The sequence below is a fragment of the Sphingomonas anseongensis genome (assembly GCF_023516495.1).
Lineage (GTDB): Bacteria > Pseudomonadota > Alphaproteobacteria > Sphingomonadales > Sphingomonadaceae > Sphingomicrobium > Sphingomicrobium anseongensis.
Window position 1 is genome coordinate 1758012 of record NZ_JAMGBC010000001.1, and the last position, 24614, is coordinate 1782625.

Genomic DNA, 24614 nt, shown 5'->3' on the forward strand with positions numbered 1-24614 from the left:
CCGGTATTGCGCCGGAAATCTATGGCGCGACGACTTTAGGCTAGGCCTGGTGAGTTAGCACCGCCTCGAGCATCGCCGCTCCGAAGCGGCGAAGCTTGCTTTCGCCGACCCCGTTGACCGTCGACAAATCGGCGAGCGACTTCGGCTTGGCCGCGGCAATCTCGCGAAGCGTGGAATCGTGGAAAACGACGTAGGCGGGGACCCCGGCCTCCGCGGCCAGCGCCCGGCGCGCTTCGCGAAGACGCTCGAACAAAGGATCTTTCGGTCCCTCGCTCCGCCGCCCTCTCGAGCGGCGCTTGCGGGGCGGCGGCAAGGCGATTTCCAGGGTCGCCTCGCCTTTCAGGATCGCGCGCGCCGACGGTCCGAAGGAAAGGCCACCATAAGGGTCGGCTCGAAGCGCATCGCGGGCGACAAGGGCGCGCGCCACCGGCTGCATAAGCGCGAGCTCGTCCTGCGTTGCGATCCCGAACACCGACAACCGATGGTGTCCGAAGCGGCGCACCTTCTCATTGTCGTTGCCGGCAAGAACTTCGATCAGGTGCCCCGCCCCGAACCGCATTTCGGTTCGAAACACCGCGGACAGGAGCTTGCGTGCCGCTTCGGTCGCATCGACGGTCGTCGGCGGGTTCAGGCAATTGTCGCAATTGCCACAGCGTTCGGGCGGCGATTCGCCGAAGTGGCGAAGCAGAATGACGCGGCGGCAATTGGGGGTCTCGACCAGCGCCGCCAGAGCGTTGAGCCGCTCGCGCTCGCCCTGCCGCCGCTCGGGCTCGACCTCGGTTTCGATCCGCTTTCTTGCGGTGGCGAAGTCGCTTGCCGACCAAAACAGCCAGGCCTCGGCAGGCTCGCCGTCGCGGCCGGCGCGGCCCGTCTCCTGGTAATAAGCCTCGATAGATTTGGGCACGCCCGCATGGGCGACGAAGCGCACGTCGGGCTTGTCGATGCCCATTCCGAAGGCAACCGTGGCGGCGATGACCATGTTCTCCGACTGGACGAACGCCGCCTGGTTGCCGGCGCGTACGGATGGATCGAGCCCCGCATGGTAGGGAAGCGCCGGGCGCCTCGCCGTCGACAGGCTTTCGGCAATCCGCTCGGCCTTGTCCCGGCTCGGAGCGTAGACGATCCCCGCACCCTCCTGGCTGGCCAGCAGGGCCTTGAGCTGTGCGGCCACGCCGTTGCGAGGCTCGACGTGATACCGGATGTTCGGCCGGTCGAAGCCCGCCACGATCAGCCCGTCGTCCGGAATCCCAAGCTGCGCGAGGATGTCGCTTCTGGTCCGAGCATCGGCGGTCGCCGTCAGCGCCAGCCTCGGCACGTCGGAGCGCTCGTCGAGGATGCTTCGAAGCTGGCGGTAGTCCGGTCGGAAATCGTGCCCCCATTCGCTGACGCAATGCGCTTCGTCGATCGCGATCAGCGCCAGCGGAATCTCTGCTATCAGACGGCGAAACGCACCCGTCGTCGCCCGCTCCGGCGCTACGTAAAGCAGGTCGAGCCCGCCTGCGCGCAGCCGATTCTCGGTCTCCGCTCGGCCGCCGTCGGCGGACGTCAGCGATGCTGCCCTGATGCCCAGCGCGTCGGCCGAACGGATCTGGTCGTGCATCAGCGCGATCAGCGGCGAGATCACCAGTCCGGTGCCCTGGCGAAGGAGCGCGGGCAGCTGGTAGCAGAGCGACTTGCCAGCTCCCGTCGGCATCACCGCAAGCGAGTGACGGCCGGCGAGGACGCGGTCCACCACCTGCTCCTGGACTCCGCGGAAGTCGTGGAATCCGAACACCGATTTCAGAACTTCGTGGCTACTGCCGGTCACGCCGACTCCCGCAAATTCGACTGACCGAGCGCGTGCGACGCTGCAGCAGTGGAGACGCGGCGTAAACCCTCGCCGCTAGTTATTCCGCCGCCTCGGCCGCTTCCTCGAGCCGCTCCGCCGCCTGGCGGTACCACATGTCCGCGTACAGCCCATCGCGCGCCAGCAACTCGTCGTGAGTCCCGCTCTCCGCCACGCGCCCCTCGTCCAGAACGAGGATGATGTCGGAGTTGACGACCGTCGACAGCCTGTGCGCAATAGTGATGCTGGTGCGGTTGCGGGCGAGCCGGTCGAGGGTCGCGAGGATCGCATCCTCGGTCTTGCTGTCGAGAGCGCTGGTCGCTTCGTCCAGGATCAGGATCGGCGGGTTCTTGAGCAACGTCCGGGCGATCGCGACGCGCTGCTTCTCGCCGCCCGAAAGCTTGAGCCCCCGCTCGCCGACCATCGATTCATACCTCTCGGGAAGCACGGCGATGAACCGGTCGATCGCTGCACCCTCGGCGGCTGCCTCGACGTCCGCGGGGGTCGCGCCCTCCGCTCCGTAGGCGATGTTGTACCCGATCGTGTCGTTGAACAGCACGGTATCCTGCGGGACGATGCCGATGGAATCGCGAAGGCTCGCCTGGGTGACGTGGGCGATGTCCTGCCCGTCGATGCAGATCCGCCCGCCGGTGGGATCGTAGAATCGGTAGAGGAGCCGGGCAACGGTCGACTTGCCGGCGCCCGACGGGCCGACGATCGCAAGCCGCGTCCCTGGCGGCGCATCGAAGCTCAGGCCTTTTAGGATCTTGCGCGATGGCTCGTAGCCGAACTGCACGTCCTCGAACCGGACATGCCCCCCGCTGACCTGCAAGGGCTTGGCGTCCGGGGAATCGACGACCTCGGCCGGAGTGTCGAGCAGGTTGAACATCGCTTCCATGTCGATCAGCCCCTGCCGCACGGTGCGGTACACCCAGCCGAGCATGTCGAGCGGTCGGAACAGCTGCATCAGAAGGCTGTTCACCAAGACCACGTCGCCGGGCGTGAAGCGGCCCTGGCTCCAGCCCCAGACGGTGAAAATCATCGCCCCGGCCATCATCGCATTGGTGATCAGCGACTGGCCGATGTTCAGCCAGGCGAGCGAAACCTCGTTGCGCACGGTTGCGCGCGCGAACTGGCCGATCGCCTCGTCGTAACGGCGGGCCTCCCGCTCCTCGGCTCCGAAATATTTGACCGTCTCGTAGTTCAGGAGCGAGTCCACGGCGCGGCCGATGGCGCGGTTGTCGACTTCGTTCATTTCGCGCTGGAGCTTGGTTCGCCAGTCGGTCACCCGGCGGGTGAAGGCGATATAGATCGCGACTATCGCAAGCGTCGCGGCGACCAGCCCGCCGCCGAACTTGAAGAAGAAGATGATGCAGATCGCCGTCAGCTCGATCAGCGTCGGTCCGATGTTGAACAGCAGGAAGTAGAGCATCATGTCGATGCTCTTGGTGCCCCGCTCGACGACCTTGGTCAGCGATCCCGTCCGCCGCTCCAGGTGAAAGCGCAGCGACAGCGAGTGGATGTGCCGGAACACCTGGCCGGCGAGGCGACGGGCCGCGTCCTGCCCGACCTTCTCGAACACCGCGTTGCGCAAATTGTCGGAAAGGACTCCGGCGAAGCGTGCGCCGGCATAAGCAAGGACCAACGCCGCCACGACCGCGAAGGCAGCGGCTGTGCCCGCGTTCGACATGCGGTCGATCACCGCCTTGTAGGCGAACGGCATGACCAGAACGGCGCCCTTGCCGGCAAGCACCAGCAGGACCGCGGCGATGACCCGGGCCTTGAGCTCGACCTCACCCTTGGGCCAAAGCATCGGAAGGAAGCGGAGGAGCGGAGCGAAGCCCCCGCGCTCGACCTTATGTATGCCCGCTTCTACCATGGCGCCCTACGTAGGCATCCCCATGGCGAGCGGCAAACGCGCAGCTCATGCCTTCCGGTGAAATGTTTGGAACCGCACGTTTTTTCAGCGGTTGTCAGGCCGTTCACCAGAGCGGGTAAATCCTATGGCGGCGGCGTACTTCCTGATTGCGATCCTTGGCTGCGCGGACGGTTCCGTCGACTGCACGCCGGTCATGACCGTTCCCACGCGCTACGAAAGCGAAGCAGCGTGCTCCGCGGCCGCGCCCGGCGCTCTGCTCGAGCATAACAATTTCGATTTTCCGAGCCTGGTCGCCGAATGCCGCCGCGAGGCGCCGCGAGCGGCCTCCGCCGAACGTGACCGCGATCCTCCGCCGGCGGTGCCCACACGGAGAGGCTGATGGCCGACGATACCGACGTCCTCGTCCCGCAGATTCACGAAGACCAGCTGCCCGGAAGCGAAGCGAAGCTGGAGCCCAAGCCGGAATGGCAGCCACGCTACAAGGGCTCGGGCCGGCTTCAGGACAAGGTTGCGATCATCACCGGTGCAGACAGCGGAATCGGACGCGCAGTCGCCGCTTTGTTCGCCCGCGAAGGCGCTGACGTCGCGATCCTCTACCTGTGCGAACATGAGGATGCGGAGAAGACCAGGGAGATCGTCGAGGGCGAAGGCCGCCGCGCGATCACGATCGCAGGCGATATCGGAAGCAAGGAATTCTGCGAACAGGCGGTGCAGCAGACGATCGACGCGTTCGGGAGGCTCGACATACTCGTCAACAATGCCGGCGAGCAGCATCCGGACAAAGACGTTCGCGACATCACCGAAGAGCAGCTCCGCCGAACCTTCCAGACGAACATCTTCGGAATGTTCTTCATGACGCAGGCGGCTCGGCCGCACCTGAAGAAGGGTGCTGCGATCATCAACTGCACGTCCGTGACGATGTACAAGGGATCGCCCGATCTGCTCGACTACAGCTCGACCAAGGGCGCGATCACCGCTTTCACCCGCTCTCTTGCGAAGAATCTGGTGAAGGACGGCATTCGCGTGAACGCCGTCGCACCCGGCCCGATCTGGACCCCGCTCAACCCGTTCGGCGGCCAGCCGCCGGAGGACGTCAAGGATTTCGGCAAGGATTCGCCGATGGGCCGACCCGGCCAGCCGAACGAGGTGGCGCCGTCGTTCCTCTTCCTCGCCTGCGATGACGCCAGCTACATGACCGGCCAGGTGCTCCACCCCGACGGCGGCGAGTCGACGTCGAGCTAGTTGACCGGCAGGCGCTTGCCCGCCGATAGCGCGGGCATGACCCCCGCCCCCGCCTTATCCCAAGCTCTTGCGCGCGCCGAAGCGGCCGAAGCAGCCGGCGACAGGGCCGCTGCAGCGGAAGCATGGGGCCAGTTGTGCTTGGCTGGCTCCGGCGACTGGAGGGTGTGGAGCAATTACGGTGGAGCGCTCGCGGCGCTTGGGCGGTGGCCCGAGTGCGCGAAAGCGTTGAGGCGCGCGGCCGATCTGAACCCCGCCGAGCCTTTGCTTCGTCAGGCCGCCGCCTCGGCGCTCGCCCAGGCAGGCCGTCACGACGAAGGCGCCGACGAGCTCAAGCTGTGGGTCCAAGCAGCGCCTGCAGACCCAATCAACAACCTGCTCCTTGCCCGTCTCCTCGCCGATCTTGGAAGGCATGAGGAGTCGGACCGGCAACTCGACGCCGCGGCACGCGTGGCCACTGGGAAAGGCCTGGCCGGAGACCGCGGCGGCCTCATCCGGATTGCAACTGCGTCGGGCAAGCCCGACCTCAATCTTCTCCGCGAGCTCGGGCGCCTGCTCGAGCGCACGAACCGCCTCGACGAATTGCGCAACCTGATCGGCGAGGCGGAGGTCCTCGGCATCGAGCGGGGACAGCTGGGCTATCCAGCGGCCGCCGTCGCATTGAGGGATGGCGATGCGCCCGAGGCGAAACGGCTTCTCCTCGCCGACAGGCCCGACGAGGACCCGGTACGCTGGCACTGGCTGATGGCCCGGATCGCCGACGCTCAAGGCGATAGCGAAACCGCTTTCGCCGAAGCCGAAGCGATGAATCGCTCTTCCAACGATTTTGCGGGCTGGCGCGAGCGGTGCCGCTCACATCTGGGAAGGCTGCGGAGCATTGCGGACAACGTCACTCCCGAATGGGCGGCGAGAATCCAGACGATCGAATCGGCGGGCAGGCAAAGCCCGGCCTTCCTCGTCGGGTTCCCACGGTCGGGCACGACCCTGCTCGACACCTTCCTGGTGGGGCATCCGAAGGTAGCGGTGCTGGAAGAAGTGCCGCTGATCCACGCGATCGAGTGGGTTCTCGGCAACATTGCCGAGCTCCCCGATCGCTCGCCCGATCAGCTGGCGAAGGCACGCGATGCTTATTTCGCCGAGCTGGATAAGCACGTCGATCCGGGATTCGACGGGCTCGTGATCGACAAGCTTCCGCTCAACCTTCTGGCCGTACCGTTCATCCGCGCGGTCTTCCCGGACTCGCCGATCGTCTTCGCCCAGCGCCATCCATGCGATTGCGTGCTCAGCTGCTTCATGCAGGGTTTTGCGCTCAATGCTTCGATGGCCTGTTTCCTCGACATCGGCGACTCTGCCGACTTCTATGATGCCGCTCTGACGCTCTGGACCCGCTGCCGCGAGACGCTTCCGGTCAAGGTTCACACGCTCGTCTACGAGGAACTGATCGCCGATCCGAAGGCTGCCCTTCGCCCGCTCGTCGACTTCCTCGGCCTCGACTGGAACGAGGAATTGCTCGACCACCGGGCAACAGCAAAAGCGCGCGGCGCAATCAGCACGCCCAGCTACGACCAGGTTGTCCAGCCGCTCAACGATCGGGCGAGCGGCCGCTGGCGCCGCTACGAAAAGCAGCTGGAGCGGGCGCTTCCGATTCTGCTCTCCTGGGCCGAGCGGCTGGGATATCCGAAGTGAGTGCTGCCCCGTCGGCCGACTTTCCCGAGGCGCTGCAGGCATTCCAGCGCGGCGATCTCGCCCGGGCGCGTGAGCTTGCAGAAAAGGCGGTGGAACGGGACTCCTCGCCTGCCTGGCAGCATATGCTCGGCCTCATCCATTGCCGGCTGGGCAATCCCGCCGAAGGCGTTCGCCACCTGCAGGCGGCGGCGGAAGCCGAGCCGGCGAACACAGGCTTCCAGGTAATGCTTGCCCGCGCGTTGGTGGATTCGGGCCGAGCGCGTGAAGTGCTGGCAATGCCGGAACCGCCGCCGATTACCTCGCCGGCGACCATGGCGCTTTGGCAGGTTCGCGGAGAAGCGGGCGAAGCGGCTGGCGACCGAGCTGCGGCTTCGATTTGCTGGGGCCGGATCGCGACCGCTTCGCCCACCGACTGGCGGGCGCTCGCCAACCTCGGCAATGCGCTTGCTGCACAGGGCCGCTGGGTCGATGCTGCCGAAGCGTTGAGCGAGTCCTCGCGGCTCAACCCGTCCGAGCCTGCAGTCCGAACTGCCGCTTCTGCCGCGCTGATCGAAGCAGGGCGAGCGTATCAGGGCCAGCTTCGCTTCGACGAGGCGGAGCAGGCCTACCGCCGCGCCTACGAGCTGGATCCCGCCGATCCGGCGACCGTCCATCTTCTCGGCGTCGCGCTGGAGCGCACCAACCGGCTCGACGCGCTTGCGAAGCTCGTCGCCGAAGCGACCGCGGCCGGGGTGGCGGGCGAGCGGCTCAACTATCTGCGTGCGCTGATCGCAAGGCGCGAAGGCGACCTCGAAAGTGCCCACGCCTTGCTTCTCGCATCCGATCCGAAGGACGAGCCGCTGCGCTGGCATGCCCTTCATGCCAAGATTGCCGACGCCCTGGGGAATTCCGCCGAGGCGTTCGACGCAGCGGTCGCGATGAACCAGGCCGCGGTGGAACAGGCGGTCGGCTCCAGCGGCCGCGAGGAATGGAACCGCAAGGCCGCGAGCTACCGGGCCGATCTCCATGACCTTGCGCGGCTGATCACGCGCGAATGGTCTTCGACCGTGCCGCGGCTCGAGGACCTGGTGCCCAGGCGGCTGACTTTCCTGTTGGGCTTCCCACGGTCGGGGACGACCCTGCTCGACACCTTCCTGATGGGCCATCCGGAGGTCGAGGTGCTTGAGGAGAAGCAACTCGTCGGCCGCGCCGCGGATGTCATTGGCGGAAGCATCGGCCTGCCCGACGCTTCGATGAAGCTGCTTCGAAAGGCGCGAAAGACCTATTTCGATGCCCTGGCCGAGCATGTCGCGGATGATTTCGCCGGGCTCGTCGTCGACAAGTTCCCGCTCGACATGGCGGCCGCGCCGGTCATCGAGGCGCTGTTTCCGCGATCTCCGCTGATCTTCGCCCAGAGGCACCCGTGTGACGTGGTTCTAAGCGGGTTCATGCAGCCGATCGGTGTGGTCAACTTCTCGAGCATCGAGGATGCCGCCGATTATTATGATGCGATGATGAGCATCTGGACGGCCGCCCGCCAGGCGCTCGACCTCAACGTCCACACGGTTGTCTATGAGGAGATGGTGCGCGACCCCGAAGCCGTGCTTCGCCCGCTCGTAAAATTCCTCGGCCTCGACTGGGACGACCGGATCCTGGATCACCGGCGGACCGCGAAGGAGCGGGGGACGATCGCAACTCCTACCTACGACCAGGTGACCGAACCGATCAGCACTCGTCCGAGTGGAAGATGGAAGCGCTATGCAAAGCAGATGGAGCCGGCGCTGCCGGTTCTGCTGCCTTGGGCGGAACGGCTTGGATATAGCGACTGACTTGGGAAATCACGCCAAGTCACGGCGACCAATGCCGCCAAATGACAAGTCCGCAACCCGGCCACCACTGATTTCATTAGGAAAATGCGATTTGGCACGGTCCGTGCATTGATGGGTTCGTGGCCCAACACTGGGTCCAGCTAGTAGAAAAAGGGACCAGACAATGTTCGCAACTTTCTCGCCCAGCCGCGAAACCGCCACGGCCTTCGCAGCCGCTTTCATCACCGCCTTGCTGGCAGTCAGCTCGGCAACGTCGCTCATCGCCTGAACCGGAGGACGAATTGACCAACCGATTCATAGTCAACCGCCGCGAAGCAAAGGTGATGGGCGTCGGCGCCGGGATCGCCGATTATACCGGCATCGATCCCCTGATCGTCCGCCTGGGCCTCGTCGCCGCGCTGCTCCTCACCGGGCCAGTCGTGATCTTCCTCTACGTCATTACCGGGCTGGTGGCCGCCGAGCGCTAAAGCCGGAGGCCGCCAACCCAACACGCGGACCCAAGTCCGCGGGAACCTTTCCGAGCCATCGCCATCTGTTGCCGGCAGCCGCAATCGGCTAGCGGCCTCACTCCAAAGGGAGGGCAGCATGGCGCAACCCCGCAACTTCAGCTTTGCATCCGCGATCGCCGGCGCGCTCGCGCTGTGCCTCCTCCTCATCATCGCCGCAGCCGCCGTCGTCTACGGCGGGCTGTTTCCGGTCGCCGCATCGAGCGAGGATGGCGCGGCCGTCCGCTCGCTTCTCATCGAGGCGCGCGAGCATTCGGTCGAACGGTCCGCTGCCGGGCTGACCGCGCCGAGCTTTACCGCCGAAGACGTCCGCCTGGGCGGCTCCCATTTCAAGGGTATGTGCCAGGCCTGCCACGGCGGCCCCGGTGCCGAACCCGAGGAGTTCGCCGCGGGGATGAACCCGCGTCCGCCAAACCTAGCCAAGGCGGCTGGGGACCTCACCGTCGCCCAGGTCTTCTGGATCGCGAAGAACGGGATCAGGATGACTGGTATGCCGGACTTCGGAAAGACCGACGAGGACGAGGAGCTTTGGAAGGTCGCCGCCTTCGTCAAGCAGCTGCAGAAGGTCACCGCGGCCGACTATGCCGCGCTCCCGAATGCGCATGAACATGAAGAGGCTGATGAGGAAGCCGGGCACCACCACGACCACCACTGACGCTGGCGGGCCGAACCTCGCTAGGCTAAACAAGGGGAGGGCTGGTTTGAAAAGTACAGGAGCGAACATGCGCAAGCTGCTTATTGGTCTGGCCCTCGCCTCGGTTGCCGTTCCGGCCTCCTCGGCTCTTTCCGTCGGCTCGAAGGCGCCGGACTTTACCACGACGGGTGCGCTTGCCGGCAAGGCGTTCAAGCTTCACCTCGCGGAGCAGCTGAAGCACGGGCCAGTGGTGCTCTATTTCTTCCCAAAGGCGTTCACCAAGGGCTGCACGCTCGAAGCGCATGCGTTCAGCGATGCAAGCGCCGACTTCAAGAAGCTGGGAGCGCGCGTGATCGGCATGTCGGCCGACGACCTTCCGACGCTGAAGGAATTCTCGGTCAAGGAATGCCGCAACAGCTTCCCGGTCGCGACGGCCGATGCAAAGCTTCGCGAAACCTATGACGTGGTCCTGAAGCAGAAGCCGGAATATGCCGACCGGACGTCCTATGTGATCGCGCAGAACGGCAAGATCGTGATGGAATATACCAACCTCGACCCGGCCGAGCATGTTCAGCGCACGCTCGCCGCTGTGAAGGCGTTGAAGGGCAAATAGCCACCGCGAAAGGGGGCGCTCATGGGGGGATATCGGATTGCGGTATTGCTTGCCGCTGCGGCGGCGCTTGCCGGGATGACGGCCGACCGGCCGGCGACGTTCACCTTCGAACCGCAACCGCGCTGGCAGGAGGATCCCGAAACCGAGGAGCTGTGCCGGGCGATGGAAGCGGAGTGCGCCGGCCAACTCAAGGACGGCCAGATCGATTCCGAATTCGGCTACGCGCAGCTCTATAATGCGGACGGCTACCTGGTCGGCATGCGCTCGCTGAAATCAACCGGCTGCAAGCCGCTCGACGAACATATGCTTCTCAACGAGCGGCATTTCGTCACCGTCTTCAGCAAGGACGGAGCACCCGACCTCGACAACATCACGGTCGAGCTCGCGCCGGGCACCAACCCGGATTCGGTCCGTGTCGTGAAGACCGGCTCGACGCAGGTGAGTATCGGCTGCGCGACCTAGCGGGTCGCGACCTTGTCCGCGGACTTGGCGGTCCTGTCGGCGTCGCGCGTCCTGGCGGATGCATCCGTAAGCGCCGCGATCACCCTGGAATCGCGCTTGTAGATGTCCTGGTAGTCGATGATCTTGCCGTCGACTGTCGCCGCCGACGACATGTAGACGATGTACACCGGAAGCGGCGTCGCGAAGCTCGCCTGGACGGACTTTCCGCTGGCCAGCACATCATGAATCCGCTCGGCGGTCCACGGCTTGGCTGAGTCCGCTGCTGCCGCAGGATCAGCGTTGGCGGCCGGCTCTTCGAGCAGGATGGTGGCAAGCTTCAGGATGTCCTGCGTGCGGATACAGCCGTGGCTGAACGCCCGGACCTTGCTGTTGAAGCGGCTCTTCGCGTTGGTGTCGTGAAGGTAGATCGCCTTTGAATTCGGCATGACGAACTTGACCTGGCCGAGCGCGTTGGTCGGTCCCGGCGGCTGCCGCCAGCGGATTACCTTGCCGCTATCGTCCTTGAGCGCGACGAAACCCTTCTTGCCCGCCACTTCGCCGGCGATGCTCGACGGGATTTCCCACCACGGATTGAGGATGACTCCGGTAGCGACTGCGGAAAGCTGCGGCGTCGGGGTCGAAATCTTGCCGGCCACCGCGTGGTGGCGCGAGATCGTCTCGCCCTTCTCCACCAGCGCCGCAGTGTAGGCCGGCACGTTGACGATGATGTAGCGCTGGCCGAGGTCCTGCGGCAGCCACCGCCAGCGGTCCATGTTCAGGCGGATGCGGTTGATCTTGGCCGTCTCGGTGGCCGGAGTGACCTCCAGAGCATGCTTCAGCGCCGTATATTGCGGATGCGTCGGCCGTAACCCCTCAAGGGTCTCGGCGACCTCGTGGGTCTGCAGCGCCCAGCGGAGAAGCTGGTCCTGCCGGTTGCCGTCAAGGTCGGGGTCCTTGATCGTCCAGTCGACCCGGTCCTTGCCGCGGACGTGGCCCAGGGCGAGGTCGGACGACAGGCGGTTGAACCTGTCGGTCGCTGCCTGGCTCATCGCCATCGGATTTCCGCTTCGAAGCGCGGCGTCGAGGCCGGCCGGATCGTAATCGGCGGGATCGAGGCCCTCGGTCCTGATTCCCTGGATGAAAGTGAGCAGCTGCTGGGCGTCAGACACGTTCCACAGCGCGGGCGGAAGCGGAGCCGGCTCCGCTGCGACAGGCGCCGGCTGCTGCTGGACCTGCACCGGAACTGGGCTTCCGAGCGGCTGCCCCGGCTGTTGCGCGTGCGCGGCGACCGGCAATGCCGAAACCGCGCACAGCAAAGCCATCCTATTGAATTTCATCCCGAATTTCACAGCAGTTTCGCTCCTGGCCATTGCTTAGGCCCGTGTCTCTTGCCCAACCTGCACAATACACGGGCTGAACGGCCCCGGCCAGTGAAGGAAAGCCACAGTCGCTCGTAACTCGTGGAAAAGAACGAATCTTTAAGTGATGTTTCGTAGCATCCTCACGTCAACGTGGGGAAAATCATGGCCAGTAATCTTGCCCTGGACGGCTCCATCGTCCCGCGAACGGTGCGTCGACGAATCGACCAGCGAACCGAACCACGAGCCGATGCAGCCACCGAAATGGCCGTCGTCGAATTGCGCGGCCGCAAGCACGAGGTCCAGCTCGTGAATCTCTCGCCTTCCGGAGCGATGGCTGTATTCTCCTTGATCCCGCACATCGGTGAGACAATAAGCGTTACTCTTCCCGGCAGGCCTGCGGTGAACGGCTACGTCTGCTGGGTGAGGGGCGGCAAAATCGGCATTACCTTTGCCGCGCCGGTGGAATAGCCGCGCGTGGAGATGAGTTTTTCAATGATCAAGGCGCGCATTGCCGAAGCCCCTGACCCGAACGACCGAAGACGCATGCCCCGACTCCCTGTCGAGCTCGAGGTACAGATGCGCGAGATGGGATCGAGCGGGGTCGAAGCGCGGGTGCTTAACATCTCGGAAACCGGTTTCATGGCGGAAACCGATGCCCATTTCGAAGTCGGCTCGCGGATCTGGCTGATCCTTCCGGGACGCGAGCGCGCGAGCGCTTTGGTAAAGTGGACTGCGGGCGACCGCCTCGGCGCCGAATTCGCCGAGCCACTCAGTGCGGCGGACCTGCCGCTTCGCTAAGCCGCTGAGACGCCGCCCCAATTCATCGTAAACGAAGCGCTTACCGTCCGTCCCGTTTTGGGCCGGGATGCAACCGCGGATGCTTTCGGTCGTTCACCTGCTCCGAAAGGAACGCGCTTATGCCTGCCACTACAGGCCAGAACGAGACCTATCATCCGACGGTTCGTGGCTACCACGCCGTTTACCGCGAACGTGAGGTCAACCATTGTCCCGGCTGCGGCCGGACCCAGTGGATCATCGGCCGGATCTCGGCCGAATGCGCCTTCTGTGCGACGGCCCTGCCGCTCGCGGAAGCCAGCACGCAATCACACGGACGGCCGGTCATCATCCTTCACAAGAACGCGCACCACCAGCAGGCCTGGGCGGCGTAAGCGCGTCAGTCGGCAGGCGGCCGCCTGATCGGCACCGAGGCATTGCAAAGGTCGACTCCGCCCGCCGGGCGGATGAAGAAGTCGTCTTTGCGATTGGCCCGCGCGCGCACATAGTCGGCGAAGGCTGCGCTGTTCGTGTCCATATATTGGAACGAAGGGCGCTCGCCCGCCGGAATGTCGCTTGCCAGCCGCACCGATGCGATCGGGACGTCCTGCGTCCGCTCCTTGTAGAAGCCGAGCGCTTCCGTCCCGCGCGGAAGGCTGCTCATCGCCTCGATGCCGCTGATCACCCGTCCGACGACCGCGATGTTGCGGTCTAGGTGCCGGGGTGCATGGCCGATAACCGCATATAGCTCGCCGCCGGTGCCGGTGTCGGGATCCAGGTCGCGCCCGACCCCGACATAGCCGTAGCAATGGACCAGGTTGGCGGTGCCGCTTTTGCTGTCGTAACCGATCGGCCAGCCGCCGGCGAAACCTGCCCCCGGTGCATAGGCATCGGGATAGCCGAGAGGATGAATCGCCAAGCCTTCAGTCGGGCGCGCATATTCCGCCGGGGGCTTCGCAACGACCGCGGCGGGGAGGGGATCGGTGCTTTCGTTCTTGCCCCACTGGACCACATAATTGTCCTGCACGCGATAGATCGCCGCCTTGTCCCACCATTGCGCCTTGGCGAGCGCGCGGATGTTGGCGACGTGGACCGGAGCGAAGCCGGGGGCGAGCTGGATTACGATCCGCCCTCCCTTCTTAAGGTTCATGACCAACAGGTCATCGGCGGGGATCGTCTGCCACGCGCTTTCCGGCGCAGCGGCAATGATCTCGCTCGGAGTTACCGGCGGCTTGGGCGCGGCGGCGATCAGCGCGAGGGCGGGTATCAGCAGCAGTCGGCGCATGGGGTTTCCTTGTCTTTTGCCGGAGACACGATAGGCGCGGCGCGATGCATATTGCCAGCCTGATGCTTCTGGGCTCCGGCGAGCTTGGCCGCGAGCTGACCATCGCAGCCAAACGGCTCGGCTGCCGCGTTATCGCCTGCGACCGCTATGCCAATGCCCCCGCGATGCAGATGGCCGATGCGTTCGAGGTGTTCCCAATGCTCGACAGGGCGGCACTCAGGGCGGCGGTCGAAAAGCACCGGCCGGATGCAATCGTGCCGGAGATCGAGGCGATCGACACCGCCACCCTGGCGGATCTCGAGAGCGAAGGCTGGCGCGTCATCCCGTCCGCCAAGGCGGTGCAGCTGACGATGAACCGGGACGGCATCCGCGACTTCGCCGCTCGCGAGCTCGGGCTTGCGACTTCGCAATATCGCTTCGCCGAAAGCCGCGAGGAGGCGGTTGCGGCGGCCGAAGCGGTCGGCCTGCCGTGCGTGATCAAGCCGGTCATGTCGAGCTCGGGCAAGGGGCAGAGCACAGCCACGACCTTCGCCGAGGTCGAGCAAGCCTGGGACTATGCGGTCGAGAAGATGCGCGGCGACCGCCCTCGGATCATCGTCGAGGAATTCATTCGCTTCGACAGCGAGATCACGCTCCTGACTGTCTCGACCCGTGACGGCGTGCTCTATTGCGCTCCGATCGGGCACCGGCAGGAGCTCGGCGATTATCGCGAAAGCTGGCAGCCCGCCCATGTCCCGAAGGCATCGCTCGTCTCTGCGCAGGAGCAGTCGAAGCGCGTGGTCGAGGCGCTCGGCGGCCATGGCATTTTCGGCGTCGAATTCTTCATTCGCGGTGAAGAGGCGATCTTCTCCGAGCTTTCTCCCCGCCCGCACGACACCGGGATGGTCACGCTCATCTCGCAATATCCCAACGAATTCGAGCTTCACGTCCGGGCGATCCTGGGGCTTCCGATTCCTGCAATCGAGGTCACGGGCCCGTCCGCGTCCGCTGTCATTCTCGCCTCGAAGGAGAGCGATGAGTTCGGTTATGAGGGGATCGGCGAGGCACTTGCGCTCGGCGACACCGGAAAGCCGGTCGACCTTCGCATCTTCGCCAAGCCAAAGACGTTGAAGAACCGGCGCATGGGCGTTGCTCTCGCGCGCGGAAGCACAGTCGAGGAAGCTGTCGAACGAGCCAAGGCTGCCGCCGCGAAGGTCGCCATCCGCTACACGGATTGATCGAGGAGGGACGAATGCGAATTGCAGCAGTTTTCGCGCTCGCCGGGGCCATCGGCCTGACGGCCTGCAATTCGGAGCCCAGTGCTCCGCCGACCAAGATCAAGGTCCACAGCGAGGCTCAGGAACAGCTTCACAAGGCCAGCGGCCTCAACCGGGCGATCGGGCTGAAGCGGGCGATCTACGACACCGGCGCCCGCTGCCAGCGGGTGACTCGCACCGGCTATGTCGGCGAGTACAAGAACCTGGACATCTGGATGGCGAGCTGTGCCGACGGACGCGACTGGGCGATCTTCATCGGGCCGGACGGAAGCGCGCAGGTCCGCGACTGCAAGGACGTTGCCGCGGTCGGCCTACCAAAATGCGTGATCAAGAGCGACGAGGCGGGAGCCGAGCCTGTGACCAACTCAAGCGGCGAGTGAAGCTCCGCCCTAGGCGGCGGGGCTGCAGTCGTGGGTCTCGCGATACTCGCCCTTCGACGACATTTCCTTGATCGTCTTGCACTTGCCGTTGGGGATTTCCTCGCGCCAGCTTCCGTCGGGGTTGGTGACCTTCTTGCCCTTCGGGATCCGGTTGCCCTTGCTGTCGAGCTGGTAGCTCCAGCCCTTTGGCGTCGCCTGCGCTTTCTGTTCGGGGGCGGCCGCCTGGGCTGCCGCGGCTGCGGCAAGGCCGAGCGCGGCTATCGCCCCCACTCCTGCTGCAATCCAGAACCTTCTCATCACGCACTACTCCCTAGGCTCGGTTTGTAGCCGAAACGACGTGAACCCGCAGTGAAGCGGTCGGTGCCGAATAAGCGCCGGTCCGGGTGCTGACGATGTGGGTGCGTGCGCGAAGCTGCGCAAGCCAGACCGGTTAGCCCTGACGAGCCTTGAAGCGGCGGTTCGTCTTGTTGATGACGTACACTCGGCCGCGGCGGCGGATGACTCGGCAATCGCGATGCCGGCCCTTCAGCGACTTCAGGGAATTGCGAATTTTCATCGGGCGCGCCGCCTCGTCTTTCGAATATCTGGATATCGGGAGGTTTCTTGAAAAACCGGCGGCTCCACTATGGGGAGAGCCGCCTCAAGTCAAGCTCGGCTAGCGCTCCGCCCGCGGCTGCCCGGGGGCGAAGGTGTCGCCGAAATAATCGCCTTGGTACCATAAGGGGCGCTGGTCGGCGTCCGCAAGCGCCCTCGATATGCGGTAATTGAGCTCCGCATAGCGCGCACCCTGGTCCCACAGGATCGGCTGCTTCAAGTCGTCATTGGGCTTGTGATAGGCGTTGGACAGGAAGTCCTTCCAGATCGGCGCGCCGCCATTGGCGAAGCCGGTCATCAGCAGAATCGCCGGAACGCCGCGGGTGACGAAGCGGTAATGGTCGGACCGCACGAAGATCGTCTCTTCCGGCATCGGGTCGGGCGAAACCGCGACTCCCATCGCGCTCGCAGCCTCGGCGACCGTCTTCGCCACCGTCGAATGTTCGGCTCCGAATGCGATCACGTCGGTGAACGGATAGAGCAGGAGGGGCATGTCGAGATCGACAAGGCCGACGATGCTGGTCGACGGAACCGTCGGGTGGGCCGCGAAATAATCGGCTCCTCGAAGCCCCTTCTCCTCGCCGGTGTTGGCGATGAACAGCACCGACCGGCGCGGCGGCTTGCCCGAGGCAACGAACTGGCGCGCTGCCTCCAGCATGGTCGCGACTCCCGCCGCATTGTCGAGCGCGCCATTGTAGATGCCATCTTCCCCCGGCTTGGCGGCAGTCTTTACGCCGAGGTGGTCGAGGTGCCCCATCAGCACGACATACTGGTCCTTCAGCGCCGGGTCGGTGCCGGGAAGCACGCCGATGACCTCGGGGCTGCTGAGATCCTTCCATTCCATCTTGTCGCTGAGCTTCAATCGGGCCGGCAGGTCGAACCCCTTCATCGCTCCAGGCTTGTTTGCGGTTGCCAGGATCTTCGGGAGGTTCTTTCCGCCTGTTGCGAAGATGCGGTCGGCCAGGCTCCTTGAGATTGCAGCGACGAGGCCGAGGTTGGTCGACTGGCTCTTGGTCTTGCCGCTCGGATCGACCCAGTCGATGACGGGCCGGTCGTAATAGGACAGCAGGTTGAAGTTCGGCCGGCTGCCTGTGCTCGCAATCTCGATCAGCCCCGCGGCGCCATGGGCCGCGGCGGTCGCCTGCTTGTACGAATTGAGATGCGCCGACACTTCGCTCGCAAGCCCGCCGGGGGTGCCCTCGATGGCAACCGCGATCTTTCCGCGAACGTCGAGCCCCGCATAGTCGTCGATGGCCAGCCGCGCATCGCTCACCCCGTGACCGACGAATACCAAAGGCGCATCGACGGTGCGGACCTGCTCGGTCAGGCTCGGCCGCACCGCGAAGTCGACGCTCGGGGTAAGCGCGACGGTATCGCGGCCGATGGTCATCGACGCAGCCGGAGGCGCCGAATGGGTGGTCCGCCGGAACGGAACGGGCTCGAACCACCCGCCGTCCGATCCGCCGGGCTTCAGCCCGATCGCCCGGAACTGCGAGGCCACGTACGACGCGCCGATGTCATAGCCCTTGGACCCGGTGTCGCGGCCTTCCAGGAGATCGCTTGCAAGGAACTCGACGTCGGCGCGGACTCGCTGCGCCGCTGCAGGGTCCGCGGCCTGGGGCGCCGGCGCTGCGGCCGCGGCGAGGAGCGCCAGCGGCGCGAGCATCAGCTTGATCGATTTCATCCGCGCGAAAATCCTGCAGCTTGGGTGATGGCTGCACGGATGTCGGCAAAGCCGCGCCCCCGCGCAAGTGATTCTACCAAGCGGCCACTGGGCGCGACCGGAGGTTGATCCTCTATTCGAGGACCATCCTGTCGCCGTGAATCTCGACCGACGCGAATTTGCTGAGGAAGCTCTGGCCGAGCAGCGATTGCGAACCGCCGTCGAGCACGATCGCCTGCATGTCGCGGGCGGTCGTCGAACCGAGCGAGACCCGGTCGAGCATCGCGACTTCCCCATGGACGTCGCCGCTTGCACCTTCGCCGACGACGCCGGGCATTCCGATCGAGGTCGCGATGCCGGCGCGGCGCGCATCGTCGCGCGACAGGGCGATCACGCTCGCACCGGTGTCGACCAGGAAATGTATCCGCTGCCCGTTGACCTCGGCGTCGGCATAGAAATAGCCGTCCCAATGGCGATCCAGCGTAACCGCGTTGCCGCCATAGCTTTCGTCGGAGCTTTCATCGCCCGAGGAATCCGTGTGCGAAAGTCTCGTGTCGCTCGCGACGGTTTCACGCGCGATTCGGTGCGATCCGCCTGACGGAAGATTCGCCACGCACGACATGATCGCGCCGAACAGGAAGACAGTGAATAGCCAGGTCCGCCCCATTTGCCGTGACCTAGCAGTTCAGCGGTAAAAAAATGTCTAAACGCCCCGCGATTACCAATTTGTAATCCTCATTCGCTTACTCTGCGCCCGAACTTTGTTGAGTTGCGGGGCTCGGTCATGATTTATTCCTTGCGCGGAATGGCTTTCACGATGGTCGTGGTTGCCGGCGTCGGCATCTATGCGACGATCGACCGCGGCGTGAATTACAAGGAGGTCAAAGGTTCGATCGTGATGATCGACCGCAAGTGCGACTTCACTGAAACGACGACCGAAGAGGATGGCCATACGGTCGCTCGCGGAATCACCGATTCGTGCAACTCCACCGACGAGTGGACGACGGTGAAGGAGAAGCGGAACAAGGTGGTCTCCGGCAAGGCCGTGGTGCAGGTGAGCTACACGGCTCCGCAGGACGGCGCCCAACATTTCGGGGAGCTCAGGTTCGACGGCCGCGACGACGAATTTTACCAGCTGAAGGCCGGCGACGAAATTGCGATCCTCGTCAGCAACGACGACCCTTCGAAAATCCGCAAGGCCTAGGTGGCCGCCTGGATCGTCTCCAGCTTGCGCTCCCATTCGAGCGCGTCGCGAACGATCGTCTCGATGTCGTTGAAGCGCGGAGTCCAGGCGAGCGCCTTGAGCAGTCTCGCGTTGCCCGCGACCAACGCCGGCGGGTCGCCCGCCCGCCTCGGCTTCATCTCGCGCCTGATCGGCTCGTTGAGCTGGCGGTCCAGCGCGTCGAGCACTTCCAGGACCGACAGGCCTCGGCCGTAGCCGCAGTTCAAGAGCAGGTTCTCGTCTGGCGCGTCGATCAGGCGCTGGAGCGCGAGCACGTGCGCATCGGCTAGGTCGCTGACGTGAATGTAGTCGCGGATGCAGGTGCCGTCGGGCGTCGGATAATCGCTGCCGAACACGTCGACATGGTCGCGCTTGCCGGTAGCCGCTTCGACGGCGATCTTGATCAGGTGGGTCGATCCCTTGCCGATCTGTCCTGAACGAAGCTCGCGGTCAGCACCGGACACGTTGAAGTAGCGGAGCGCGCCATAGTTGAAGCCGTAGGCGGCCGAGCAATCGGCGAGCATCCACTCGGTCATCAGCTTCGACGCGCCATAGGGATTGATCGGAGCCTTTGCGGCATCCTCGTCGACCGGAATCGTTTCCGGCGCGCCGTAGACCGCCGCCGTGGAGGAAAAGAGGATGTGGCGCACTCCGCCCGCGACCGCCGCCGATATCAGCGCGTGGGTCGCGACGGTGTTGTTGCCATAATACGCGAGCGGGTTCGTGACGCTTTCGGGAACGACGATCGAGCCGGCGAAATGCATGATCGCGCCGATCTTCTGCTCGGCGAGGATCCGCTCGACCAGCGAGCGGTCGGCGATATTGCCTTCGTAGAAGGGGACGTCCCCGGGCACGACGATGCGGCTGCCGTTGGACAGGTCGTCGATGATTGCGACCGGCCAGCCGGAGTCCTTGAGCGCTAGGACTGCATGGCTTCCGATGTAACCGGCGCCGCCGGTGACGAGGACGGGGACTTTCGACATGAGTTCAGCGCGCTAGCGAAGCGCGCCGAGCAATGCCAGCCGAAGCTTCGGACGCTGCGCCCTAAAGGGCCGGAGCCGCGGGAGCCGCCGGAGCCGCGGGTGCCGCCGGGGCGGCAGGAGCGGCAGGAGCGGGAGGCGCTGCGGGGGCGGCAGGAGCAGCAGCAGGCAGGCTGGAGAAATATCCAGGCGGCGCTAGCCATGCCTCAATCCCCGCCGCGACGGCGAGCAACCCCGACACCACCAAGACGCCGACCATAATTTTTTTCATGACTATTCCTGTCTTCTGACGAGCGACCCGAAAGGGGCCTCCACGAGATCAGTCTTTGCAGCTGCCGGCGCGCAGGCAAGACACACGTTCGATTACCGCCCTCGTGGCATTGAGCTCCAGCTCGCGATAGTGCGCGAACTGCGCCTGGTCACGAGCGAGCTTAGGCAGGAGTGCGACGGCAGCAGGGTCAGCACGAAGCGTGTCGACGTTTACCCCGCAGCGGAACGTATCCGCTCCCCCGCCGCCCATCTGCCATGGCATGTGCGGCTCGATCACCGCGGCGTAACGCTGAAAACCTTCGCGGAAAAAGACGAGCTGGCTGTCAGAGAAGGCTCGGTTCGCATCGGCTTGCCGAAGCAGCAGGCGCAATTTCTCGTCACTGATCTGCTCGGCACGCTCACCGGCAGCCAGGCCGCCGGCACCGGCTGAGTGGCGCTGCACTGCGGGCAGGCGAAGAAGGTTGCACTGGGAATCGCCTTGCCGGTGGTAGGCTTTGTGAGCGACCGGATCGGTGACGGCGCGGGCGAGAAGCCGATAGTTCGCGACGCTCTCGAGATGTTGATTTCGCGCCGCTTCAAGCACGGCATAATCCCCGCGCGCCTCCTCTTCGATGCGCTGCCACAGCTGCCGCTCTTGCGAGGCCCGCTGCCGACGCTCGCCCCAATTGGTAAGCTCGAAGGCGATCAGAATTCCGACGACGACCACGACCAGCTCGATGGAGACGGCCCACCAATCGGTCGAACGGAGCTTGCCGTTGCCCTTCGAAAGCAGAGTGGAAATGCGCTGCAGCGCTGTGCCCATTGCTGAACATTATGGCGAGAAGTGTCCGCTGCCCACCCATTGCGAACCATCCAGTTGCTGAAATCACCGCAGCCGGGGAGGGGCGGTTTGCAGCGCGGCCGCAGGGCCAGCAACACCGCAAGCTAGCGGCGGACCCCGCCAGCTGGGGTCGTCACTCCTTCTCTTCTTCCTCTTCCTCCTGGGCGAAGAGGCCGTCCTTCAGCGCCGTTCCCTGCTCGACCGCCGGCTCCGGTCGCCGCTCGACCGGCGCCATCCCGGCCCGCTTTAGCTCGGCGTTCAGCGGTGGCAGCTCCTGCCCAAGCGCCTGCTCGAGCGCGGCGAGCTGCCGGTCCAGCTGCTGCGACATCTGCGCGAACGTCTGCAGCGACTGGTCGGTCGGCGCGGCTTCCGCACTTTCGATCACGCCGCCCAGTGCCGCGAGTTTGTTGTTGAGCTTGATTGGAAAGTTCAGCGGGTCCTGGCTGCTGCGGTTCTGGACCTGGTAGATTTCGCCCTCGATTGCAGCGAGCCGCTGGTCGAGCTTCTGCGCCGAAGCCACAACCGCCGGATCGTTGGTTTTCGAAAGGTCGTCGGCAATCTGCTTGCGGATCCCGCGGATCAGCAGCACGGCCTCGTTCGCCTGGCTGACTTTATCGCGAATCTGTAGCGCCAGGTCGAAACGCCTTTGCAGGTCGGCCTGGGTGACGCCGCGGACACGCGGGTCGATTCGGATGTCGAAAGGCTGCGTCTGCGCCCGCCCGTCGACGCTCAGCCGCGCCCGGTACATGCCGGGAAGCGCCAGCGGACCGCGGTTGCGTCCGGCCCACAGCACCATGCCCTTGAACTCGGTATAGCCGGGATAATGCATGTCCCAGGTGTAGCGGTTGAGGCCCTTCTTCATTCCGGGCTTCGGCGGCGCGCGATCTTCGTCCTCGTCCTCCTCGTCGCCCGCGGCTTCCTTCTCGTCCTTCTTCTTTTCTTCGACGGCGCCTTCGAACGAGCGGATCACCTTGCCGGCGGGATCGAGGATCTCGAGCGTCAGCTTTCGCGGCTCGCGCGCCAGGTAATAATCGATGGCGACCCCCGGATCGACGCCGCGGACGGCGGGCGCGGGCTTGAACAACTGCACGTTGCCGCGGGCGGTGCGAGGCCCGATCTGGCGAAGCACGTCGATATTGTCGAGCACCCAGAAAGAGCGCCCGTGAGTGCCGATGACCAAATCGTGATCAGTCACGGCGAGATCGGCGACCTGCGTCGTCGGCAGGTTGCGCTGCAGCTTCTGCCACCTCCGCCCATCGTCGAACGAAACCCACACGCCCCGCTCGGTTCCCATGAACAGCAGGCCGGGGCGCGTCGTATCCTCGCGGATCGATCGTGCGACTTCGTCCGCTGGTATGCCCTTGGTGATCGGCACCCAGGTCCGGCCATAGTCGCTGGTCTTGAAAACGTACGGACGAAGGTCGTCGAGAAGGAAGCGATTGCCGGTCAGGAATGCCGTCCCAGGCCGGCTCGGCGAATCCTCGATCGTCGTGATCTTCAGATATTCCGGGAAGCTCGTCGGAGTCACATTCTGCCAGCTACGCCCGTTGTCGCGGGTGATGTGGACCAGCCCATCGTCGGAGCCCGCCCAGATCACGTCGGGCTCCAGCCGTGAGGGTGTCAGGGCGAACACGGTCGCGAACGTCTCCACGCCCGTTTGGTCGAGAGTGATCGGCCCGCCCGAAGCAGCCAGCGTGGACGGCTCGTGCCGGGTCAGGTCCGGACTGATCTTCTCCCAGCTCTGGCCCCCGTTCGTTGTGCGCCACACATGCTGCGAAGCCGCGTAGAGCGTGTCGTTGTCCTGGGGATCGAAGACGATCGGATAGGTCCACTGGAAGCGCTCGGTTATGTCGCTTGCCGAATAGCCCATCGGGTTGTCGGGCCAGATGTTCACCGCCCGAGTCTGGCCCGTTGAATAGTCGAACCGATCGAGGTCGCCGCCATAGCTCCCGGCATAATAGATGTTCGGATTGTGGGGATCGGCGGCGATGTAGCCGCTTTCGCCCCCGCCGGGCGAAAAGCCGTACTGGCCGAGCGCGTTCATGTGCCGCCAGTCCTTGCTCGGCACGCAAATCGTCGTGTTGTCCTGTTGGGCTCCGCACGCAAAGTAGGGGAAGTGCTTGTCGATCGTGACGCGGTAGATCTGAGCGGTCGGATAGTCCTCCTCGGTCCAGGTCTCGCCCCCGTTGACGCTGACCGTGCCGCCGCCGTCATTGCCCTCGATCATCCGTTGGTTGTCGTTGGGCGCGATCCACAGATCGTGATTGTCGCCGTGCGGCACTCGGATCTTTTTCTTGAACGTCTTACCGCCATCGTCGGATCGGAAGAATTGGACGTTGAGTACATAGACCCGATCCTTGACCTTCGGGTCGGCATAGATGCGCGTGTAATAGAAGGCGCGCTGCCTCAAATCGCGCTTGTCGTTTGTCCGGCGCCACGTTGCGCCGGCGTCATCGGAGACGAAGACCCCGCCGTCCTTGTTCTCGACTATTGCATAGACCCGCGAGCTGTCGACCGGCGACACGCTCACTCCGATCTTGCCGATCAGGCCGCCGGGCAGTCCCGGGTTGCGTGTCAACTCGGTCCAGGTCTCGCCGCCGTCGACGCTCTTGAAGAGGCCGCTGCCCGGCCCGCCCGAGCTCATTGCCCAAGGCTTGCGCCACGCTTCCCAAAGCGCCGCGTAAATGACCTTCGGGTTGCGTTGGTCGATCGCGATGTCGACTGCGCCCGATCGCGGGTCGCGGTAAAGCACCTTGCGCCAGGTCGCGCCGCCGTCCGTGCTCTTGTAAACTCCGCGTTCGGGGTTCTCGGCGCCGTAATGGCCAAAGCCGCCGACGAACACGGTGTTGCAGTTCTTCGGGTCGATTCGCACCCGCGAGAAGTTGCGCACCTCCTTCAGTCCGACGTTCTTCCAGGTCTTTCCTGCGTCGGTGGATTTGTAGACGCCGTTGCCGGGCATGATGTTGCCGCGAAGCTGGGTCTCGCCCGTTGTGAAAAAGACGATATCGGGGTTGGTCTCGCACACGGCGACCCCGCCCACCGCGCTATTGTCGACACCTTCGTCCGTGACCGGCTTCCAGGTCGTCCCGCCGTCGATCGTCTTCCAAAGTCCGCCGCCAACGGCGCCGAAATAATATTCGTTGGGGCGGGACGCGCTGCCCGCAACGGCGATGGAGCGGCCGCCGCGGTTCGGCCCGATGTTCCGCCACTTGAATCCGGTCAGATAGCTTTCGTCCACCGAATAGGGCTTGGTCGGGATATTGTGCTCGACTTGCGCGACCAGGATGGAGGAACAGGCGATCGCTGCCCCGGCAATCGCGATCCTGGCGACTGCACGGCGCCCACGCGTCAATGGCTTCACTGGTCGACTCCTACCCC

The 24614-nt window shown here is 64.8% G+C and carries 25 protein-coding genes; 14 read left to right on the forward strand and 11 right to left on the reverse strand.

The genetic code is table 11. The features are described 5' to 3' along the window. Positions 1-40: 40 nt before the first annotated feature. Positions 41-1807: a DNA helicase RecQ gene (gene recQ / locus LZ519_RS09070; protein ID WP_249868355.1), complete on the reverse strand. Its 1767-nt coding sequence runs from the start codon at positions 1805-1807 to the stop codon at positions 41-43. A 79-nt stretch (positions 1808-1886) separates the two neighbouring features. Then, complete coding sequence (locus LZ519_RS09075; RefSeq protein WP_249868356.1) at positions 1887-3704, reverse strand: ABCB family ABC transporter ATP-binding protein/permease; 1818 nt, start codon at positions 3702-3704, stop codon at positions 1887-1889. Between the two features lie 124 nt (positions 3705-3828). Between LZ519_RS09075 and LZ519_RS09080 the strand changes: the two genes are divergently transcribed. From LZ519_RS09080 to LZ519_RS09115, 8 genes are all read left to right on the forward strand, one after another. After that, positions 3829-4083, forward strand: a complete 255-nt coding sequence (locus LZ519_RS09080) for a hypothetical protein (protein ID WP_249868357.1) — start codon at positions 3829-3831, stop codon at positions 4081-4083. Continuing rightward, positions 4083-4946, forward strand: a complete 864-nt coding sequence (locus tag LZ519_RS09085; RefSeq protein WP_249868358.1) for an SDR family oxidoreductase — start codon at positions 4083-4085, stop codon at positions 4944-4946. The genes LZ519_RS09080 and LZ519_RS09085 overlap by 1 nt, the downstream gene beginning before the upstream one ends. Positions 4947-4982: 36 nt before the next feature. Further along, on the forward strand, positions 4983-6629 hold the full coding sequence (locus LZ519_RS09090; RefSeq protein ID WP_249868359.1) for a sulfotransferase family protein: 1647 nt from the start codon (positions 4983-4985) through the stop codon (positions 6627-6629). Next, entirely contained in the window at positions 6626-8437 is a 1812-nt protein-coding gene (locus tag LZ519_RS09095) for a tetratricopeptide repeat-containing sulfotransferase family protein (RefSeq protein ID WP_249868360.1), read from the forward strand. The genes LZ519_RS09090 and LZ519_RS09095 overlap by 4 nt, the downstream gene beginning before the upstream one ends. A 281-nt stretch (positions 8438-8718) precedes the next feature. Next, positions 8719-8904 carry a PspC domain-containing protein gene (locus LZ519_RS09100; protein ID WP_249868361.1) on the forward strand — a complete coding sequence of 62 codons (186 nt, stop codon included), beginning with the start codon at positions 8719-8721 and terminating at the stop codon, positions 8902-8904. 118 nt (positions 8905-9022) lie between these two features. Next, positions 9023-9598 (forward strand): c-type cytochrome, encoded by a 576-nt coding sequence (locus tag LZ519_RS09105; protein WP_249868362.1) that lies wholly within the window; start codon positions 9023-9025, stop codon positions 9596-9598. 67 nt (positions 9599-9665) lie between these two features. Continuing rightward, positions 9666-10190 carry a peroxiredoxin gene (locus LZ519_RS09110; protein ID WP_249868363.1) on the forward strand — a complete coding sequence of 175 codons (525 nt, stop codon included), beginning with the start codon at positions 9666-9668 and terminating at the stop codon, positions 10188-10190. A 21-nt stretch (positions 10191-10211) separates the two neighbouring features. Next, positions 10212-10652, forward strand: coding sequence for a hypothetical protein (locus LZ519_RS09115; protein ID WP_249868364.1), 441 nt, complete (start codon positions 10212-10214; stop codon positions 10650-10652). On the opposite strand, the gene LZ519_RS09120 is transcribed toward LZ519_RS09115, so the two are convergent. Beyond that, positions 10649-11968, reverse strand: a complete 1320-nt coding sequence (locus tag LZ519_RS09120) for a L,D-transpeptidase family protein (RefSeq protein WP_249868365.1) — start codon at positions 11966-11968, stop codon at positions 10649-10651. The genes LZ519_RS09115 and LZ519_RS09120 overlap by 4 nt on opposite strands. Positions 11969-12154: 186 nt before the next feature. Between LZ519_RS09120 and LZ519_RS09125 the strand changes: the two genes are divergently transcribed. The 3 genes from LZ519_RS09125 (at position 12155) to LZ519_RS09135 (ending at position 13161) form a co-directional block, all read left to right on the forward strand. Then, the gene (locus LZ519_RS09125; protein WP_249868366.1) at positions 12155-12460 is read left to right on the forward strand and encodes a PilZ domain-containing protein; all 306 of its coding nucleotides are present in this window, start codon (positions 12155-12157) and stop codon (positions 12458-12460) included. A 24-nt stretch (positions 12461-12484) separates the two neighbouring features. Then, complete coding sequence (locus tag LZ519_RS09130) at positions 12485-12790, forward strand: PilZ domain-containing protein (RefSeq protein ID WP_249868367.1); 306 nt, start codon at positions 12485-12487, stop codon at positions 12788-12790. A 119-nt stretch (positions 12791-12909) separates the two neighbouring features. Further along, on the forward strand, positions 12910-13161 hold the full coding sequence (locus tag LZ519_RS09135) for a hypothetical protein (RefSeq protein WP_249868368.1): 252 nt from the start codon (positions 12910-12912) through the stop codon (positions 13159-13161). Positions 13162-13166: 5 nt separating this feature from the next. Here the strand turns inward: LZ519_RS09135 and LZ519_RS09140 are convergent, their stop codons facing one another. Continuing rightward, positions 13167-14051 carry a peptidylprolyl isomerase gene (locus LZ519_RS09140; RefSeq protein WP_249868369.1) on the reverse strand — a complete coding sequence of 295 codons (885 nt, stop codon included), beginning with the start codon at positions 14049-14051 and terminating at the stop codon, positions 13167-13169. 44 nt (positions 14052-14095) lie between these two features. Between LZ519_RS09140 and purT the strand changes: the two genes are divergently transcribed. Next, entirely contained in the window at positions 14096-15268 is a 1173-nt protein-coding gene (purT, locus tag LZ519_RS09145; protein WP_249868370.1) for a formate-dependent phosphoribosylglycinamide formyltransferase, read from the forward strand. Positions 15269-15282: 14 nt separating this feature from the next. Then, a complete protein-coding gene (locus LZ519_RS09150) occupies positions 15283-15687 on the forward strand; it encodes a hypothetical protein (protein WP_249868371.1) in 405 nt (134 codons plus the stop codon). A gap of 9 nt (positions 15688-15696) precedes the next feature. On the opposite strand, the gene LZ519_RS09155 is transcribed toward LZ519_RS09150, so the two are convergent. From LZ519_RS09155 to LZ519_RS09170, 4 genes are all read right to left on the reverse strand, one after another. After that, positions 15697-15987 (reverse strand): hypothetical protein, encoded by a 291-nt coding sequence (locus LZ519_RS09155; RefSeq protein ID WP_249868372.1) that lies wholly within the window; start codon positions 15985-15987, stop codon positions 15697-15699. A gap of 130 nt (positions 15988-16117) precedes the next feature. Continuing rightward, the gene (gene ykgO, locus LZ519_RS09160) at positions 16118-16243 is read right to left on the reverse strand and encodes a type B 50S ribosomal protein L36 (protein ID WP_249868373.1); all 126 of its coding nucleotides are present in this window, start codon (positions 16241-16243) and stop codon (positions 16118-16120) included. A gap of 99 nt (positions 16244-16342) precedes the next feature. Beyond that, the gene (locus LZ519_RS09165) at positions 16343-17965 is read right to left on the reverse strand and encodes a M20/M25/M40 family metallo-hydrolase (protein ID WP_249868374.1); all 1623 of its coding nucleotides are present in this window, start codon (positions 17963-17965) and stop codon (positions 16343-16345) included. A gap of 112 nt (positions 17966-18077) precedes the next feature. After that, positions 18078-18611: a retropepsin-like aspartic protease family protein gene (locus tag LZ519_RS09170; RefSeq protein WP_249868375.1), complete on the reverse strand. Its 534-nt coding sequence runs from the start codon at positions 18609-18611 to the stop codon at positions 18078-18080. Positions 18612-18728: 117 nt separating this feature from the next. On the opposite strand from LZ519_RS09170, the gene LZ519_RS09175 reads away from it, so the two are divergent. Continuing rightward, entirely contained in the window at positions 18729-19148 is a 420-nt protein-coding gene (locus tag LZ519_RS09175) for a hypothetical protein (RefSeq protein ID WP_249868376.1), read from the forward strand. Here the strand turns inward: LZ519_RS09175 and galE are convergent. The 3 genes from galE to LZ519_RS09190 form a co-directional block, all read right to left on the reverse strand. Next, positions 19145-20149, reverse strand: coding sequence for a UDP-glucose 4-epimerase GalE (gene galE, locus LZ519_RS09180; RefSeq protein ID WP_249868377.1), 1005 nt, complete (start codon positions 20147-20149; stop codon positions 19145-19147). The two genes, LZ519_RS09175 and galE, sit on opposite strands and share 4 nt — an antisense overlap. A gap of 316 nt (positions 20150-20465) precedes the next feature. Further along, a complete protein-coding gene (locus LZ519_RS09185; RefSeq protein ID WP_249868378.1) occupies positions 20466-21218 on the reverse strand; it encodes a hypothetical protein in 753 nt (250 codons plus the stop codon). Positions 21219-21369: 151 nt separating this feature from the next. Beyond that, complete coding sequence (locus LZ519_RS09190; RefSeq protein WP_249868379.1) at positions 21370-24597, reverse strand: VPS10 domain-containing protein; 3228 nt, start codon at positions 24595-24597, stop codon at positions 21370-21372. Positions 24598-24614 lie beyond the last annotated feature (17 nt).